Below are 16152 nucleotides of genomic sequence, written 5' to 3'. Positions count from 1 at the left end.
ATGGGGGAGGGGATAGGCTCTGGTTCAAGACAATCCTTTCATGATGGACGAGTCAGATGACCAACGCATCACGCAAGTTCATGCTGATCCTTCTCGCCGCCGCGCCTGCCCTGGCCTTCGCCCAGGCCGCTAAGCAGCCTGCGCCCCCGCCGCAGCCGGCGGCCCGCCCCAAGGTCTACACACCGGTGGCCACGCCGAGCCAGCGCTGGCAGCGCCAGGCTGACCAGCAGCAACTGATCAACCGGCAGAACCAGAACGCCGTGCAGGAGCAGCTGCGCCAGAACAACCTGAACCAGCAGCGAAACAACGCCACCGACCCGGCCATGCGCCAGCAGCTGGACAACGCCAACAGCCAGCAGCAACAGCAATACCGGGCACGCCAGGACAACGCCGCGCGCCAATACCAGGACAAACAGACCACCCAACCCGCCAACACCACGAGCCGGCCGTGACATGCTGCGTCGCACATGGCCCGCGGCGGGGCGCGGCGCCATAATCGGGAATTCGCTTCCACACCCCTACGGAGCCCCCGATGACCGCCGCCACGCGCATCGACACCACCCGCACCGTCCGCGCCCCGCGCGGCACCGAACTCTCCTGCAAAAGCTGGCAGACGGAAGCCCCGTTCCGCATGTTGCAGAACAACCTCGACCCCGAGGTGGCGGAGAACCCCGCCGAACTGGTGGTGTACGGTGGCATCGGCCGCGCCGCGCGTAACTGGGAGTGTTTCGACGCGATCCTGCGCAGCCTGCGCGAACTCCGTGACGACCAGACCCTGCTCGTGCAGTCCGGCAAGCCGGTGGGCGTGTTCCCGTCGCACCCGGACGCGCCCCGCGTCCTCATCGCCAATTCCAACCTCGTGCCGGCGTGGGCCAACTGGGAGCACTTCAACGAGCTCGATCGCAAGGGCCTGATGATGTACGGCCAGATGACCGCTGGCTCGTGGATCTACATCGGCTCGCAGGGCATCGTGCAGGGCACCTACGAGACCTTCGTGGAAATGGGTCGCCAGCATTACGACGGCAAGCTTGCCGGCCGCTGGATCCTCACCGCGGGCCTCGGCGGCATGGGTGGCGCGCAGCCGCTCGCGGCCAGCCTCGCCGGCGCGAGCTCGCTAACCATCGAATGCCAGCAGAGCCGCATCGATTTCCGCCTGAAGACGCGCTACGTCGACGAGCAGGCGACGGACCTGGACGACGCGCTGGCGCGCATCGAGCGTTATACGAAGGAAGGCCGTGCCGTCTCCGTCGCGCTGCTGGGCAACGCCGCCGATGTACTGCCGGAACTCGTCCGCCGTGGCGTGCGCCCGGATGCCGTGACCGACCAGACCAGCGCGCACGATCCGGTGAACGGCTACCTGCCCGAAGGCTGGACGGTCGAGGAATGGTTCGAGCGCCGCAAGAGCGACCCGACTGGCACCGCGAAAGCGGCGAAGGCATCCATGCGCCGCCACGTCGAAGCCATGCTCGCGTTCCACGAGCAGGGCGTCCCGACCTTCGATTACGGCAACAACATCCGCCAGATGGCAAAGGACGAGGGCCTTGCTGAGGCGTTCGCCTTCCCCGGCTTCGTGCCCGCGTTCGTCCGCCCGCTGTTTTGCCGCGGCATCGGTCCGTTCCGCTGGGTCGCGCTTTCGGGCGACCCCGAGGACATCTACAAGACCGATGCGAAGGTGAAGGAGATCATCGCCGATGATCCGCACCTGCACCGCTGGCTGGACATGGCCCGCGAGCGCATCAGCTTCCAGGGCCTGCCGGCACGCATCTGCTGGGTCGGCCTGGGCCTGCGCCACAAGCTCGGCCTGGCGTTCAACGAGATGGTCCGTAACGGCGAGCTGAAGGCGCCCGTGGTGATCGGCCGCGACCACCTGGATTCCGGTTCCGTCGCCAGCCCGAACCGCGAAACCGAGGCCATGCGCGACGGCAGCGACGCGGTCAGCGACTGGCCGCTGCTCAACGCCATGCTCAACGTCGCCGGTGGCGCCACCTGGGTCAGCCTGCACCACGGCGGTGGCGTGGGCATGGGTTACAGCCAGCACAGCGGCGTGGTGATCGTCTGCGACGGTAGCGCCGAAGCCGACAAGCGCATCGCCCGCGTGCTCTGGAACGACCCGGGCACCGGCGTCATGCGCCACGCCGATGCGGGTTATGAAGACGCCATCGCCTGCGCGAAGGAGCAGGGCCTCGACCTGCCGATGATCGGCTGAGCCCTCGCATCCGTTGTGGGAGCGCGCAAGCGCGCTCCCACAACGTCCGACGGCTTAGCGGCCGTTAGCCCAGCCCGGCGTGTACATGTCGGGATAGATCCGCGCGAGGGCCAGCACCTTCGGCCGGTCGTTGATGGCGATGTACATGGCATCGGGGTTCAGGTGCATGTAGTCCTGGTGCTCGTCCTCGGCCTGCCAGAAGCCCTTCAGCGGAACGACCTGGGTCACGATCGGGTCCGTGAAAGCGTGGGCCGCGCCAAGCTGGGCGACGTACGCCTTCGCCAGCTTCTCCTGCTCGGGCGTGGCGTAGAAGACCGCCGAGCGGTACTGGGTGCCGCGGTCCGGGCCCTGGCGGTTCAGCGTGGTCGGGTCCATGGCCACGGAGAAAAACACCTGCAACAGCTGCCCGTAGGTGACCTGGGCCGGGTCATAGACCACGCGGACCGACTCGGCATGGCCGGTGTCGCCGTCGCTGACGTCGTCGTAATTGGCATGAGCGGCGTCACCACCGGTATAGCCGGCGCGCACGCTCTTCACGCCCTTCACGTGCTGGAAGACCCCCTCGACGCCCCAGAAGCATCCGCCGGCGAAGACCGCCGTGGCCTCGCCCGGGGCCTTCGCGGCATCCACGGTGGGCGCGGGCAGCTTGAGCCCCTCATCGCGGGCGGCGGCCGCGGAGCAGGCGGTGAGGGCGGCGAGGACGAGCGGGAGCAGGACAGGGCGGCGCATGGCGGTTCTCCGGCGGGATACAAGCCAATAGACCGGCACCGGCATGGTTTTATTACGCCGGTACCCCTACAGTACGCCGCCCGCTGGCCGATACATACCGAACGGCATGGGGATTCCCCGCGAGAAGGAGGCAAGGGAAGGTGGCGTACGACCTGGTAGAGCGACGTGTGTTCGTGTCCGATCTGCAGATCGGCATGTTCGTCAGTCGCCTGGATTGTGAATGGTCGGATACCCCGTTTCCGTTGCAGGGGGTGCCGATCACCTCCCGCGAGGATATCGACACCCTCGCGAAGTTCTGCAAATACGTGTTCGTGGATACCCAGCGCCAGGTGGTGCCCTCCCGGCTCGCCCCGGCTTCGGTCGTGAAGCCCGCTGCGGCGCCCGCCCGGCCGGCTCGTCCCGTGCTGAACACCCGGCTGATCACGCAGCACGCCTATACCGATACCGCATCGTTCGAGGACGAGATGCCGCGCGCCCGCGAGGCGTTCGAGACGGTTTCGAAGTTCGCCGAGCAGATCGTCGCCGACATCCACGCCGGCAGGCCGATCGACGCCAGCTCGCTCGACGAGGCGGTGCGGCCCATGGTCGCGAGCGTCCTGCGTAGTGGCGATGCGTTCTTCTGGATCGAAAGCCTGCGCCGCCACGATAGCTACACCTTCCAGCACGCCGTCGGCTGCAGCACGCTGGCGGCGAGTTTCGGCCGGCACATGGGCTTCAACGGCGAGGCCATCGTGAGCCTCGCCGCCGGTGCCCTGCTCATGGACGTGGGCAAGGCCCAGTTGCCCCGGGAACTGCTCGAACGCAACGGGCCGCTGAACGACATGGAATGGGACATTGCCCGCCACCACGTGGAAGAGGGCGGCGCGATCCTGGATGCGGCCGGCGTCACCGACCAGGAAGTCCGCGACATGGTGCTGACCCACCACGAGCGCTTCGACGGCACGGGCTATCCCGAAGGCCTGGCGGGTACCGAGATTCCGCTGGCCGGGCGCATGGCCGCCATCATCGACACCTACCACGCCATGTGCACGCCGCGGCCGTACCGGCCAGCGGTGTCGCAGCACCTGGCGCTTCGACAGCTCTACCAGGGCCGCGAACGGGAATTCCAGGGCGAGCTGGTCGAACAGTTCCAGGCCTGCCTGGGTGTTTACCCCACCGGCTCGCTGGTGGAGCTCAACACGGGCGAGGTCGCCGTCGTCATGGTGCAGAACCAGTCGCGCCGGCTGCAGCCACGGGTCGCCATCCTCACCGGCTCCGACAAGGTCCAGCTGGATGACTTCCGCATCATCGACCTGATGCGCCAGTCCGAGGGCGTGCATCGCGAAATCCAGCGCACGCTGCCGGCGGGTGCCTACGACATCGACCCCGTGGAGTACTTCCTGGCATGAGCGAGCGCGCCCACCTGCTGCCCGCCGTGCAGAGCCGCCTGGATCGCGCCCGCCAGGAACCGGGCCTGTGTGCCCTGCTCGTGGTGCGCCTGCGCGGCATGCGCGAAGCGCAGTTGCGCTACGGCTATGAATTCGGCGACGAGGTGATGCTGGCCGCGCGCGAGCGGATCGTCGCCGTGATGCGTCACGTCGACATGGTGTACCTCGCCGGTGACGACAGTTTCGTCGTGTTGCTGCCCACCATCCGCAACCGTACCCATGCATTGCTGGCCGCCACGCGCCTCGTCGGTGCCTTCGACGAAGTCCCGCTGATGCACGGCGACCGCAACTGGCACGGCCGCGCGGTCGTCGGCGTCGCGTTGTGCCCGGATCACGGTACCGACGCCGAATTGCTGTTCCGCCGCGCGGAGCTGGCCCACGACGAGGCCTTGCGCATCGGCGAGCCATTCGCGATGTACAAGCCGGAATCGACCCCGGTCGAAATCCTTTACGGCGAACTGCGCGACGACATCGCGGCCAACAAGCTCGATGTGATGTTCCAGCCGCTGTACGACCTGCGCCGGGGCAAGGTGGTGAGCGTGGAGTCGCTGGCGCGCTGGACCACCTCGGCCTTCGGGGCGGTGCCTCCGTCGGATTTCGTGCCCTTTGCCGAGCGTAGCGACCTGATCGTGCCGCTCACCCGCTGGAGCCTCAACGCCTCGCTGCGCCATGCGGCCGCGTTGCACCGTGGTGGCGCGCCGCTCGATGTCGCCATCAATCTTTCGCCGCGCGTGTTCGCCGAGCACGGCTTCGCGGAGCAGCTGCTTGGTGCGCTGGAGATCTGGGGCGTACCGGCCGATTCGGTGATCGTCGAGATCACCGAGACGGCGCTGCTCACCGATCTGGACATGAGCGTCCGCGTGCTACGCCGGTTGCGCGATTGCGGCGTCCGCGTAGCGATCGATGACTTCGGTACCGGCTACGCGTCGTTCGCCTACCTGCGCCATTTCCCGGCCACCGAGCTGAAGATCGACCGCAGCTTCGTCGATGGCATGCTGGCCGACCCGCGGACCGAGCAGGTCGTGCGCGCCATGATCGAAGTGGCCCACCGGCTCGGCCTGGAAGCCGTCGCCGAAGGCGTCGAGAATGCGGAAACCCTGCGCCGCCTCGATGAGATGAACTGCGACATCGCGCAGGGCTACCACATCGGCCACCCGACGCTGGCCGAGACATTCGTGGCCGAGCGGCTCGCGGCTAGCAGCGCCGCCTGAGGCACCACCCATCGCGCGCAAGCGCGCTCCCACAAACGCGCCGCACCTGTGGGAGCGCGCTCGCGCGCGATGGGGCTAGCACGAGCCGTGTGGGAGCGCGCTTGCGCGCGATAGCTCTAGCGACTGAGCTCGAGATACCGCGCGTGCAACCGCTCAATCTGCCCGGCAAGGGCTTCGACACCGCCATCATTCACGATCACATCATCCGCGATCGCCAGCCGCGCCTCGCGCGTGGCCTGCGCGGCGATCATCTTCTTCGCCAACGCCTCGTCGACGCCGTCACGCTTGATGAGCCGCGCGATACGCACTGCTTCCGGCGCATCGACCACCAGGATCCGGTCCACCCACGCGTAATGCGCATGGTTCTCCACCAGCAGGGGAATGGAAAGCATGCAGTACGGCCCGCGATCGGCGGCGACCGCATCACGCAGCCAGGTGCGGATCCGCGGATGCAGGATACCTTCGAGCGTTGTCCGCGCCGACGGATCGGCGAACACCCGCTGGCGCATCGCCGCCCGGTCGAGGCGGCCTTCCACGTCCAGTGCATCGGCACCAAACACGCGGGCCACATCGGCCAGCGCCTCCGAACCCGGTTCGACCACGGCGCGCGCCGCCACGTCAGCGTCGTAAGCGCGCACACCCAGCGCCTCGAAGCCGCGCTCCACCGCGCTCTTGCCCGCGGCCACGCCACCGGTCAGCGCGACGACGAAGCTCATCGCAGCCCCGTGAGGTGCAGGTAGGCGTCGAAGATCCGATCGCCCCCCATCAGCCAGACCCAGCCCGCCGCCGCGATGTACGGACCGAACGGGATGGGTACGTCACGCTGGTGCTTGAAGAACAGCATCATGGCGCCACCGACCAGCGCGCCGATCAGCGAGGACAGCATGATGATCGGAAGCAGGGCGATAGGGCCCATCCAGGCCCCGAGCGCGGCAAGCAGCTTGAAGTCGCCGTGGCCCATGCCTTCCTTGCCGGTAAGAAGGCGGAAGCCCTGGTACACGCTCCACAGGCTCAGGTAACCGATCAGGGCCGCCAGGATCGCCGACGACGGTGAAACGGGCAGGGGCTGCCAGCCCGGCAGCAGGGTCAGGCCCAGGCCGATCCACAGCAGGGGGTAGTTCAGCTCATCCGGCAGCAGCTGCGTGCGCGCATCGATGCCGGAGAGCGCGATCAGGAACCAGGTGAAGACCAGCGCGGCAAGCGCGCCGATGCCCGGCCCAAACCGCCACACCACGGCAGCGCTGGCCAGGCCGCACAGGAGCTCCACCAGCGGATACTGCTTCGAGATGGGCTCGTGGCAGTAGCGGCAACGCCCGCGCAGCAGCAGCCAGCCCAGCACGGGGATGTTGTCGTGGGCGGCCAGCGGATGCTTGCACCTGGGGCAATGCGAACCCTCCACGACCACCCCAGGCGGGCGGGTCTCTTCCACCTCGGGCAGCTCGAGCACCTCACGGGCCTGGCGGCGCCAGTCGGCCTGCATGCGCGCGGGCACGCGCAGGATCACGACATTGAGGAAGCTGCCGACGAGGAGGCCAAGCACACCGGCGAAGGTTGCCCAGAGGGCGAGGGGCAAATCAGGCATGGAGAATCCGTGGTCCCAAGAAAAAACCCTCCGCCCGGGGGCGAAGGGTTCTTATTGTGCCTTGCAGGGCGGGGCGGTGCTTAGACCGTGCCGGCCAGCTTGAAGATCGGCAGGTAGAGCGAGATCACCATGCCGCCGACGAGGACGCCGAGGATCACCATGATGAACGGCTCGAGCAGGCTGCTCAGCGTATCCACCGCGGTGTTCACCTCTTCCTCGTAGAACTCGGCCACCTTGAACAGCATGTGGTCGAGCGAGCCGGATTCCTCGCCGATGGCGGTCATCTGCACCACCATGTTCGGGAACAGGTTCACCTGGCGCATGGATAGCTGGAGCTGGTGGCCGACGGAGATGTCGTCGCGCATCTGCTTCACGGCTTCACCGTAGACGATGCTGCCGGTAGCGCCCGACACGGCGTCCAGGGCCTCCACCAGGGGAACGCCGGCGTGGAAAGTCACGCCTAGCGTACGGGCGAAGCGCGCAATGGCCGACTTGTGCAGCAGGTCGCCGATAACCGGGATCTTCAGCGAGAAGCGGTCGAGGAAGTGGGCGAATTTCTGCGAGCGCTTCTTGAAGAAGATCAGCGCGAAGATCGAGCCGACGATGATGCCGATCACCGCCCACCAGTAGGACTGCATGAACTTGGAGGCGGCAACGACGAACTGGGTGGGGGCCGGCAGCTCGGCCTTCGCCTCGGCGAAGGTCTGCTGGAACACGGGCACCACGAACAGCAGCAGGATCATCGACACGAGCAGGGCGACCACGAGCACCATGATCGGATAGAACAAGGCCTTCTTGATCTTGGCCTTGATGCTCTCCATGCGTTCCTTGTAGGTCGCGACGGTATCGAGCACGGTATCGAGCACACCGGCCGATTCGCCCGCGTGGACCAGGTTGCGGTAGAGCTCGTCGAACTGGACCGGGTAGAGGGCCAGGGCCTCATGCAGGGCGGAGCCGCCCTCGATGCTGGCCTTCACGTTGACCAGCATGTCCTTGAACTTGGGGTTCTTCTGGCCGTTCGCGATGATGTCGAAGGCCTGCACCATGGGCACGCCGGAGGCCATCATGGTGGCGATCTGGCGGCTGAAGATGGCGACATCGCGCGGCTTGACCGTCTTGCCGCTTGAGCCGAACAGCGGCTTCGCGCGCTCGCGGACCTGCTGCGGGTTCATGCCCTGGCGGCGCAGTTCGGCCTTCACGAGCGAGGCGTTCTTCGCCTGCATCTCGCCCTTCATGCGCTTGCCGCGCTTGTCCAGCGCGGTCCAGTCGTACATCGTCAGCTGGCTGACGGCAGCGCGCGCGGCACCAACGGCGCGCGCGTTCTTGGTAGCGGTGGCGGTAGCCATGACGCGGTGTTCCCCCCGGGTGAATACTAAGGGGCCAGCCCCGGCTGGCTCCCCCTGTCTCTTATTCTAGTGTGAAGCTTTGGTCTACGCCTTTCTGCCGTCTGGCGCACAAGATCAGTGCGCCACAGGCCGACAGGGGGCGTCAGTCCTTGGTGACGCGGTTGATCTCGGCCAGGCTGGTGACGCCGTTCCTGACCTTAAGCAGGGCCGAGGCGCGGAGGTCGTTGATCCCGGCCTTCTTGGCCACCTCGGCGATCTGCATGGCGTTACCGCCCTCCAGCACGATCTTCTGGATCGGCTCGAGCATCGGCATGACCTGGTACAGGCCGACACGTCCCTTGTAGCCCTCGTTGCAGCCATCGCAGCCGACGGCTTCGTAAATGGTGATCCCGGCGTCGATCTCTTCCTGGGTGTAGCCCTCCGCCAGCAGGGCTGCCGGGGGAAGGGTGATCGCCCGCTTGCAATCGTGCAGGCGGCGGGCCAGGCGCTGGGCGATGATCAGGGTGACCGACGAGATGATGTTGTAGGGCGCGATGCCCATGTTCATCAGGCGGGCGACCGTCTGCGGCGCATCGTTCGTATGCAGGGTGGAGAGCACCATGTGGCCGGTCTGGGCGGCCTTCACGGCGATCTCGGCGGTCTCCAGATCGCGGATTTCGCCAACCATGATCACGTCCGGATCCTGGCGCAGGAAGGAGCGCAGGGCGGCGGCGAAGGTCATGCCGCGCTTCACGTTCTGCTGGACCTGGTTGATACCCTCGACGCGGATTTCGACCGGATCTTCCACCGTTGAGATGTTTCTTCCCTCGGTGTTGAGGATGTTCAGGGCCGTGTACAACGACACCGTCTTACCGGAGCCGGTCGGACCGGTGACCAGCACCATGCCGTAGGGCTTCTCGATGGCGTCGAGGTAGAGGTTCTTCTGGACCTCCTCGTAGCCGAGCTTGTCGATGCCCAGCTTGGCCGAGGAGCCATCGAGGACGCGGAGCACGATCTTTTCACCGAACAGGGTGGGCAGGGTGCTGACGCGGAAGTCGATGGCGCGGGTCTTGGTCAGGTTGAGCTTGATACGGCCATCCTGCGGGACGCGGCGTTCGGCGATATCCAGGCCGCTCATGACCTTCAGGCGCGAGGCGATACGGGTGCCCAGCTTGATCGGCGCCGAGGCCACGATGCGCAGGATGCCGTCCATGCGCAGGCGCACCCGATAGACGGTTTCAAACGGCTCGAAGTGGATATCCGAGGCGCCGCGCTTGATCGCGTCCACCAGGATCTTGTTCACGAACTTGACGATCGGGGCGTCATCGTTGGCGTTGGCGTCGATGCCGGTGGTGCCGTCACCGTCGTCCGGGCCGGCGTCCAGGGCCAGTTCGTCGAGGGCGCTGTCATCGAATGCGGGGACGCCCGCGTTGGCGGCCGAGAGCGCGCTGTCGATGATCCGGCGCAACTGGCCGCGCTCGACCAGTACCGGCTCCACCATGTGGTTGGAGTGGAACTTGATCTCATCGAGCGCATGCGACTGCATGGGGTCGGCGATGCCGACGAACAGGCGCTTGCCGCGCTTGAACAGGGGCAGGGCCTGGTGCTTGGTGATCAGGGCCTCGGTGACCAGATCCAGCGGCATGTTGCCCGGGACCATGTTGCCGATATCCATGAGCGGCATGCCGAACTCGGCCGAGGCCACCTGGGAGAGCTTGGAACTGTCGACCAGATGGTGGTCGACCAGCCAGGCGGACAGGGAGGTACGTTTCTCGGCGGCATCCTGCACGGCCTTGCGGACTTCGGCCTCGCCGAGCACGCCTTCGGTAACGAGGCGCCTGGCCATGCCGGTCAGGCCCGCGAGCGTGGGCTGGTGCATTTGTGTCGCCATGGTCGATCCGATCCCCGAGTATGGTGCTGAATCTACTCCAGAATGTGCCCTTGGTCACGTCGAAATCGTGAAAACTGCGCATTGGCGCCGTGTTCCCGCCCCGAGGCGTGATCCATGCCTTATGATGCAGCGGCTAACGGGGACAAACCTTGAGTCGTATCAGCATTATCCTGCCCGCCAAGAACGAGGCGGCCGCCCTAAAAGACCTCCTGCCACGCCTGACCGCCGCCCAGCCGGGTGCCGAGATCATCGTGGTGGACGATGGGTCGACCGATGACACCCGGGCCGTTTGCGCTTCGGCCGGGGTACAGTGCCTCTCGTCGCCGTATTCCATGGGTAACGGGGCTGCGATCAAGCGTGGTGCGCGTGCAGCCAGCGGTGAGATCCTGGTCTTCATGGATGGGGACGGCCAGCACGACCCCGCCGATATCGGCCGACTGGTTGCCCGGCTGGAACAGGGCTATGACATGGTGGTGGGCGCCCGTGACTGGGAAAGCCAGGCAGGCGTGGGCCGCGGCGTGGCTAACACTGTCTATAACTGGCTGGCCAGCCGCATGACTGGCCAGGTTGTCGCCGACCTGACCTCCGGTTTCCGCGTCGCCCGCGCGACACGGTTTCGCGAATTCATCCACCTGCTGCCGAACGGCTTCTCGTACCCAACCACCAGCACCATGGCGTTCTTCCGTAGCGCTTACGGCGTGGCGTACGAGCCGATCAAGGCAGCGCAACGCGTGGGCAAGAGCCACATCAAGCCGTTGAAGGATGGCGTGCGCTTCCTGTTGATCATCTTCAAGATCGCCACGTTGTATTCGCCGTTGAAGCTGTTCTTCCCGGTCAGCTTCGTTTTCTTTGCGCTTGGCTGCCTGAATTACCTCTTCACGTACGTTTCTTACGGCCGCCTGACCAACGGCAGCACGCTGATGTGGAGCGCTTCGGTCATCGTGTTCCTGATCGGCCTTGTGTCCGAACAGATCACTTCGCTGACCTATCGGCCCACCGACAAGTGAGCGAGGCGCGGGGCGCGCTCCTGCTGGTGACGCGCAACCTCCCGCCGCTGCGCGGTGGCATGGAGCGGTTGAATCTGCATATCGCGCTCGGTCAGGCCCAGCGTCGCCGCGTCATCGTGGTCGGGCCAGCGGGCTGTCGCCAGGCGCTCCCCGCGGCCATCGATGTCCATGAGTGCGGGAACGGCGGACTCGCGTCCTACCTTACGGGCGCTTTCGTCGCAGCCCTGCGCGTTGCGCGCGAGCAGCGGCCAGCATGGGTGCTTGCCGGCAGTGGCCTGACGGCACCTATCGCGTGGTTTGCCGCACGCGTGGCCGGCAGCCGCGCGGCGGCCTACGTGCACGGGCTCGACCTCGTCGTGCGACAGCCGGTTTACCGGGCGGGCTGGCTCCCGTTCGTGCGGCGCATGCACGCGTGCATCGCGAACAGCGCGAACACGGCACGCCTGGCGGAAGGCGTCGGTGTGGCCGCTGACCGCGTGACGATCATCCCGCCCGGCGTCAGCCTGCCTGGCCATGAGGCCGAGGTCGCAGACGGTCGCGCCTTCCGCGCGCGGCATGGTCTGGGCGACGGGCCCCTGCTCCTCTCTGTCGGTCGCCTCACCCCGCGGAAGGGGCTGCGCGAGTTCGTCCTGGAGATGCTCCCGCTTATCCTGCACGACCAGCCAGACGCCCGGCTCGTCATCATCGGCGATGAAGCACCCGACGCCCTGGCGGGTGCCGGTACGGGCGCCTGGCCGCGGTTGCGTGCGGATGCGGCCAAAGTGGGCCTGGTGCATGCCGTGCATCACCTCGGGCCACTGCCCGATGCGGAACTGGCCGCGGCGTACGTCGCCAGCGACGTGCACGTGTTTCCGGTGCGCGAGGTGGTGGGCGACGTCGAAGGTTTTGGCATGGTTGCGGTGGAAGCCGCGGCATGGGGCACGCCCACCGTGGCGTTCGCCGTCGGGGGGGTACCCGACGCCGTGGAGGAGGGCGTATCGGGTACGCTAATCGCCCCCGGAGACACGGCCACCTTCGCTCGCGCGGTGGTCGATGCGATCACACGCCGGCCATATCAACGAGATGCCGTCGCCGCATTTGCCGCTCACTTTGCGTGGCCACATTTCGACGAGCGGCTCGCCGCAGTGTTGGACATGCACGCATGACAATGGAACGGCAGGGCCATGTCGTGCGCGACCTCGATTCGCGCAGGCACAAAGCGCTTAAGATCGAACGCCTGCTCGGCCTTCGCCCGGCACCGCGCAAGCGTCGCCTGCTGGAGATTGGTTGCGGTTCGGGGGGTATCTCGCACTACTTCGGCACCCACGACACCCTGGACCTGGCGGTGGATGCGGTGGATGTGACGGACTCGCGCGGGGTTATTGAGGGCTATCGGTTCCATCAGGTAAAGGGAACGCTGTTGCCTTTTGATGACCAAGCTTTCGATATCGTCATCACCAACCACGTCATCGAGCATGTCGGTGACCTTACCCAACAGCTCGATCACCTCGCTGAAGTGCATCGAGTGTTACGTGATGACGGCGTCTGCTATCTCGCGGTGCCAAACCGCTGGATGCTCGTCGAGCCACACTATCGCCTGGCTTTCCTCAGCTGGCTGCCACACCGCTTGCGGACGCCATGGTTGAAGCTCTGGAAACGAGGCTCTTTCTACGATTGTGAGCCGTTTTCACTGCGCGCGCTTGAGCGCCTGCTGGCGGAAGCGGGCTTTCATTTCGAGAACGTGTGCGTCGAGGCATGGCGAGAGACACTGAGGATCGAACGACCCGGAAGCACGATGTCACGTTGCATCGATGCGTTGCCGACGACGTTGCTGAACATGACAAGGCCGGCGATTCCGACCTTGATCTACGTACTCACGAAGGTCGCTTCCTAACGGCGAGGAAGGAAGACCCCCCATTGTGGATGCTCCCGTGCACGTAGCTCGCCGCGGTGAGCCCGCGGACGAGCCTGCGCTTGATGGAGAACGGCAGCCACCAAGCTTCGAGGCGGCTCTCAAATAGCGGGACCAGGATCCGCACACTTAGCGTACTTAGCGGTTCCACGAAGCGCAGAGCGCGGCTGCGCCGGCCATCGAGGCGAGCGTAACCGAGTTTCACGTACGCTTCCGGATGCTCGGCGGCGAAGCGCACGGCGGATGAGCCGCCAGCCTCCGCCATCTTCCGGCATACGGTGCGCAAGGCGAGCTGGTCGCGGTGGATCACTGCGGCGTCGGGTGTTGCTACGCTTTCGACTCCCGCCGCCGCGAGCCGCAGGAAGAGATCGCGGTCCTCGAACCCGTAACCTCGGTAGGCCTCGTCGAACCCACCCTGTGCGATGAAAGCGTCGCGGCTGACCATGAAGTTCTGGGATGATCCGTAAAGCGCCGTACCACCGGACTGGGCCGCACGTTCCCGGCGAGAAGCCGCGGACGCTTGGTAGTCATGCCAGAAGCCGTCATTGGCGCCGATGACGGCACCCATCGAAAGCCTGGATCCGCTGCCGACTGCCCGTAGGTGGGCTAAAACAAATCCTGCATCCACGGGCTCACAATCACTATCAAGAAATAGCAGCCAGTCGGTCATCGCCTCGCGCGCGCCGCGGTTGCGAGCTGCACTGCGGCCACTATTGACGGACTGAGTGAGGATCCGTACCTGGGAAAGGCCCAGCGCAAGTACGCGATCAGCGCTTCCGTCATCCGAGCCATCGTCGACGATCAGAATTTGCAGCTCGGTCGCAGGTGGCAGGTGGCATCGCGCTAGTGCCGCTACGACCGAAGCGGTCACTTCGCCGCCGCGATACATGGGGATGACACACGTGACCGCATGAAGCGAATTCACGATGCACCCTTGGGTGCGAGGGCGCGAAGGATCCGGCGCGTGGCATCGCTCGGCTCGTTTTCGTCAAAAGCTTTCGTACGAAGGCGGCGGCGTGCGTCTGAATGTGAATCGCAGGCGAGCTCAAGGACAAGCGACTCCATGAGCTCCGACCAGGTGGTTGCCCTCGCACCCGGTGTCATCGCGTCGAAGTCGAATTGAAGTTCACGGTGCGCTACGTACGCGGCAATGTCGGGTACATAGAAAAGTATGGGGCGGTCGAGCACCAGGTAATCCATGTAGATCGACGAATAGTCGGTCACAAGGGCGTCCGCATGGCGGAGCAGTGGGTAAACATCGCTTCTTGCGGCGCAAACGACTGCAATTTGGTCGGAAAGTGCGATCTCGCTCGTGTCATTCGGGTGGAGTTTGAAGACGAGCCGAATCTGGCATTCCTGGCAAAAGGCTTCAAGCGCGCGCCGTTCGTCGCTCGTCATCGGTAGGCAGTGGCGGCCATCGTCCCGGAAAGTGGGTGTGACATACACGACGCGGCAACCTTCGGCTTTCCAGTCCAGGGTTTGCCTGAGCGCGACGGGGTCGACGCCATGCAGGGCCAACGGCGATGCCGGGCTTTCCGTAAGGCCGAACCTGTTTCTCGGATAGTTAGCAAGCAGCAGCCGTTTTGAGAGGAATGCCTTGCTGAAAAGTTGGTCGGCGTAATACCGCGATGTGGCGAGCACCAGATCGTATCGGACGAGCCGCCCTGATAACCGGTAGAGCCAGATACGGAGCCAATACGCGGTGTCACTGCTCCGCTCGTGCCACCATCGGTCCATTTCGATCCGTTTGAAGCCGACCCCGTGCCATAGCTGGACGAGGCGACTACCCGTAAGCAGTTCGCGCCGCCAGCGTCGCGACCATTCCGTGGTGTCGACGACTGCGCCGCCGCAACGGAGCAGGAACCATGCCGCTCGCCATCCGGGATAGCGCAGCACGGGCTGCGATGCAGCTTGTAGCGCGTCGATGACCGCGTCGTGGGATGTGATAAATACGACGCGCCATGATGCGTCGGCTTGGGCGTCAATATAGAAATACTTGCAGTTGTCCGAAAAGTGCCCATCGGCACGTCCGAGCACTGCGACCCAGCGCCGGTTGCGGGGCACAACGAGCCTCGGCACAAGCAGCGCTAGCCAAGCTAACGTCCCGCGCACCGCCTGTGCCACGAGTGTGGCGATGGGCCACGTCATGTTCCGCGACGGACCAGGAGACCATCCATTTGCATGAGGCGGCCATTGTCAAGGTTGACGAAACCCGCCTCGACACCTGCGAGATCAAATCCGAGTGTGTGAAGGCGGTTGAGTAATGGGAGGTATGTCGTCTGTCCCGTGTACAGCGACTGCAACGACAGCTCCAGCTGGATGCAAGCGACTTTCTCTAGAGTTTTGGTTGCGCCTGCGAGCACTTTGTCCTCAAGGCCTTGTACATCGATTTTCAGCCACACGCGCTGTTCGCTGTTCCAGCGGCCGGCCATCACCTGGTCCAGCGTCGTGACTTCGATTTCTTCTTCCGCCACATAGGCGGAACCCGGTGCAAGGGACTCATGCAAGCTATCCATGTCCAGCATGGAGCTGCTGATTGAGTTCCCTGCGATATGGAGGCGCGCTTTCGAAGCGATATCCGATAGACCCATGGGCACTACCTCCCACCGACCATCGGTGCGCGCGAGCGGCTCGAGCGACGAAAGCGCCTTTCTCATAGGCTCGAACGATATGATCCGTCCCCTGTACCCGAGTCGCCGCATGCCCTCGCCGTATTGCCCGACGTTGGCTCCGATGTCGACGAGCAGGTCGATCTCAAGGGATGCCAGCAACTTACGCCGGCGCTCCAGCTCAAAGCCATTCTGACCTTTGAGGCGGAAATAGCCCTTCTTCTCTAGGATTCGCTTGAGCGCGTTATCCGCGAAACGGGGAAGAATCATGGTG

At 65.3% G+C, this 16152-nt stretch carries 15 protein-coding genes; 7 read left to right on the top strand and 8 right to left on the bottom strand.

Going from position 1 to position 16152, the window contains the following annotated elements; translation table 11 throughout:
• Positions 1-56: 56 nt before the first annotated feature.
• Positions 57-452 (top strand): hypothetical protein, encoded by a 396-nt coding sequence (locus tag ACZ6YI_RS15130; protein WP_465779385.1) that lies wholly within the window; start codon positions 57-59, stop codon positions 450-452.
• An 80-nt stretch (positions 453-532) separates the two neighbouring features.
• Positions 533-2206 carry a urocanate hydratase gene (gene hutU / locus ACZ6YI_RS15125; protein WP_465779384.1) on the top strand — a complete coding sequence of 558 codons (1674 nt, stop codon included), beginning with the start codon at positions 533-535 and terminating at the stop codon, positions 2204-2206.
• A gap of 54 nt (positions 2207-2260) precedes the next feature.
• Here the strand turns inward: hutU and msrA are convergent, their stop codons facing one another.
• Positions 2261-2935 carry a peptide-methionine (S)-S-oxide reductase MsrA gene (gene msrA / locus ACZ6YI_RS15120; protein WP_465779383.1) on the bottom strand — a complete coding sequence of 225 codons (675 nt, stop codon included), beginning with the start codon at positions 2933-2935 and terminating at the stop codon, positions 2261-2263.
• Positions 2936-3075: 140 nt separating this feature from the next.
• Here msrA and ACZ6YI_RS15115 point away from each other — a divergent pair, with 140 nt between their 5' ends.
• Positions 3076-4323 carry an HD-GYP domain-containing protein gene (locus tag ACZ6YI_RS15115; protein WP_465779382.1) on the top strand — a complete coding sequence of 416 codons (1248 nt, stop codon included), beginning with the start codon at positions 3076-3078 and terminating at the stop codon, positions 4321-4323.
• On the top strand, positions 4320-5573 hold the full coding sequence (locus tag ACZ6YI_RS15110; protein ID WP_465779381.1) for a putative bifunctional diguanylate cyclase/phosphodiesterase: 1254 nt from the start codon (positions 4320-4322) through the stop codon (positions 5571-5573). Before ACZ6YI_RS15115 ends, ACZ6YI_RS15110 begins: the two co-directional genes overlap by 4 nt.
• Positions 5574-5689: 116 nt before the next feature.
• Here ACZ6YI_RS15110 and coaE read toward each other — a convergent pair whose 3' ends face one another.
• From coaE to pilB, 4 genes are all read right to left on the bottom strand, one after another.
• On the bottom strand, positions 5690-6289 hold the full coding sequence (gene coaE, locus ACZ6YI_RS15105; RefSeq protein WP_465779380.1) for a dephospho-CoA kinase: 600 nt from the start codon (positions 6287-6289) through the stop codon (positions 5690-5692).
• Positions 6286-7155, bottom strand: coding sequence for a prepilin peptidase (locus ACZ6YI_RS15100; protein ID WP_465779379.1), 870 nt, complete (start codon positions 7153-7155; stop codon positions 6286-6288). The genes coaE and ACZ6YI_RS15100 overlap by 4 nt, the downstream gene beginning before the upstream one ends.
• A gap of 80 nt (positions 7156-7235) precedes the next feature.
• Positions 7236-8501: a type II secretion system F family protein gene (locus ACZ6YI_RS15095; RefSeq protein ID WP_465779378.1), complete on the bottom strand. Its 1266-nt coding sequence runs from the start codon at positions 8499-8501 to the stop codon at positions 7236-7238.
• Positions 8502-8643: 142 nt separating this feature from the next.
• The gene (gene pilB / locus ACZ6YI_RS15090; protein WP_465779377.1) at positions 8644-10371 is read right to left on the bottom strand and encodes a type IV-A pilus assembly ATPase PilB; all 1728 of its coding nucleotides are present in this window, start codon (positions 10369-10371) and stop codon (positions 8644-8646) included.
• A gap of 149 nt (positions 10372-10520) precedes the next feature.
• Here pilB and ACZ6YI_RS15085 point away from each other — a divergent pair, with 149 nt between their 5' ends.
• The 3 genes from ACZ6YI_RS15085 to ACZ6YI_RS15075 are packed head-to-tail and all read left to right on the top strand — an operon-like array spanning position 10521 to position 13251.
• Positions 10521-11378, top strand: a complete 858-nt coding sequence (locus ACZ6YI_RS15085) for a glycosyltransferase family 2 protein (RefSeq protein ID WP_465779376.1) — start codon at positions 10521-10523, stop codon at positions 11376-11378.
• A 26-nt stretch (positions 11379-11404) separates the two neighbouring features.
• The gene (locus ACZ6YI_RS15080) at positions 11405-12523 is read left to right on the top strand and encodes a glycosyltransferase family 4 protein (RefSeq protein ID WP_465779375.1); all 1119 of its coding nucleotides are present in this window, start codon (positions 11405-11407) and stop codon (positions 12521-12523) included.
• Positions 12520-13251 (top strand): class I SAM-dependent methyltransferase, encoded by a 732-nt coding sequence (locus ACZ6YI_RS15075; protein ID WP_465779374.1) that lies wholly within the window; start codon positions 12520-12522, stop codon positions 13249-13251. The genes ACZ6YI_RS15080 and ACZ6YI_RS15075 overlap by 4 nt, the downstream gene beginning before the upstream one ends.
• On the opposite strand, the gene ACZ6YI_RS15070 is transcribed toward ACZ6YI_RS15075, so the two are convergent.
• From ACZ6YI_RS15070 to ACZ6YI_RS15060, 3 genes are read right to left on the bottom strand one after another with little or no spacing between them, the layout of a single operon-like run.
• A complete protein-coding gene (locus ACZ6YI_RS15070) occupies positions 13232-14194 on the bottom strand; it encodes a glycosyltransferase family 2 protein (protein ID WP_465779373.1) in 963 nt (320 codons plus the stop codon). The genes ACZ6YI_RS15075 and ACZ6YI_RS15070 overlap by 20 nt on opposite strands.
• On the bottom strand, positions 14191-15417 hold the full coding sequence (locus ACZ6YI_RS15065) for a CDP-glycerol glycerophosphotransferase family protein (RefSeq protein WP_465779372.1): 1227 nt from the start codon (positions 15415-15417) through the stop codon (positions 14191-14193). Before ACZ6YI_RS15065 ends, ACZ6YI_RS15070 begins: the two co-directional genes overlap by 4 nt.
• Complete coding sequence (locus ACZ6YI_RS15060; RefSeq protein WP_465779371.1) at positions 15414-16148, bottom strand: FkbM family methyltransferase; 735 nt, start codon at positions 16146-16148, stop codon at positions 15414-15416. Before ACZ6YI_RS15060 ends, ACZ6YI_RS15065 begins: the two co-directional genes overlap by 4 nt.
• Positions 16149-16152 lie beyond the last annotated feature (4 nt).

Source organism: Luteibacter sp. NPDC104163 (assembly GCF_055584245.1).
Note: the sequence above shows the minus strand (reverse complement) of the source record. Positions and strands in the feature narration are given on the sequence as shown.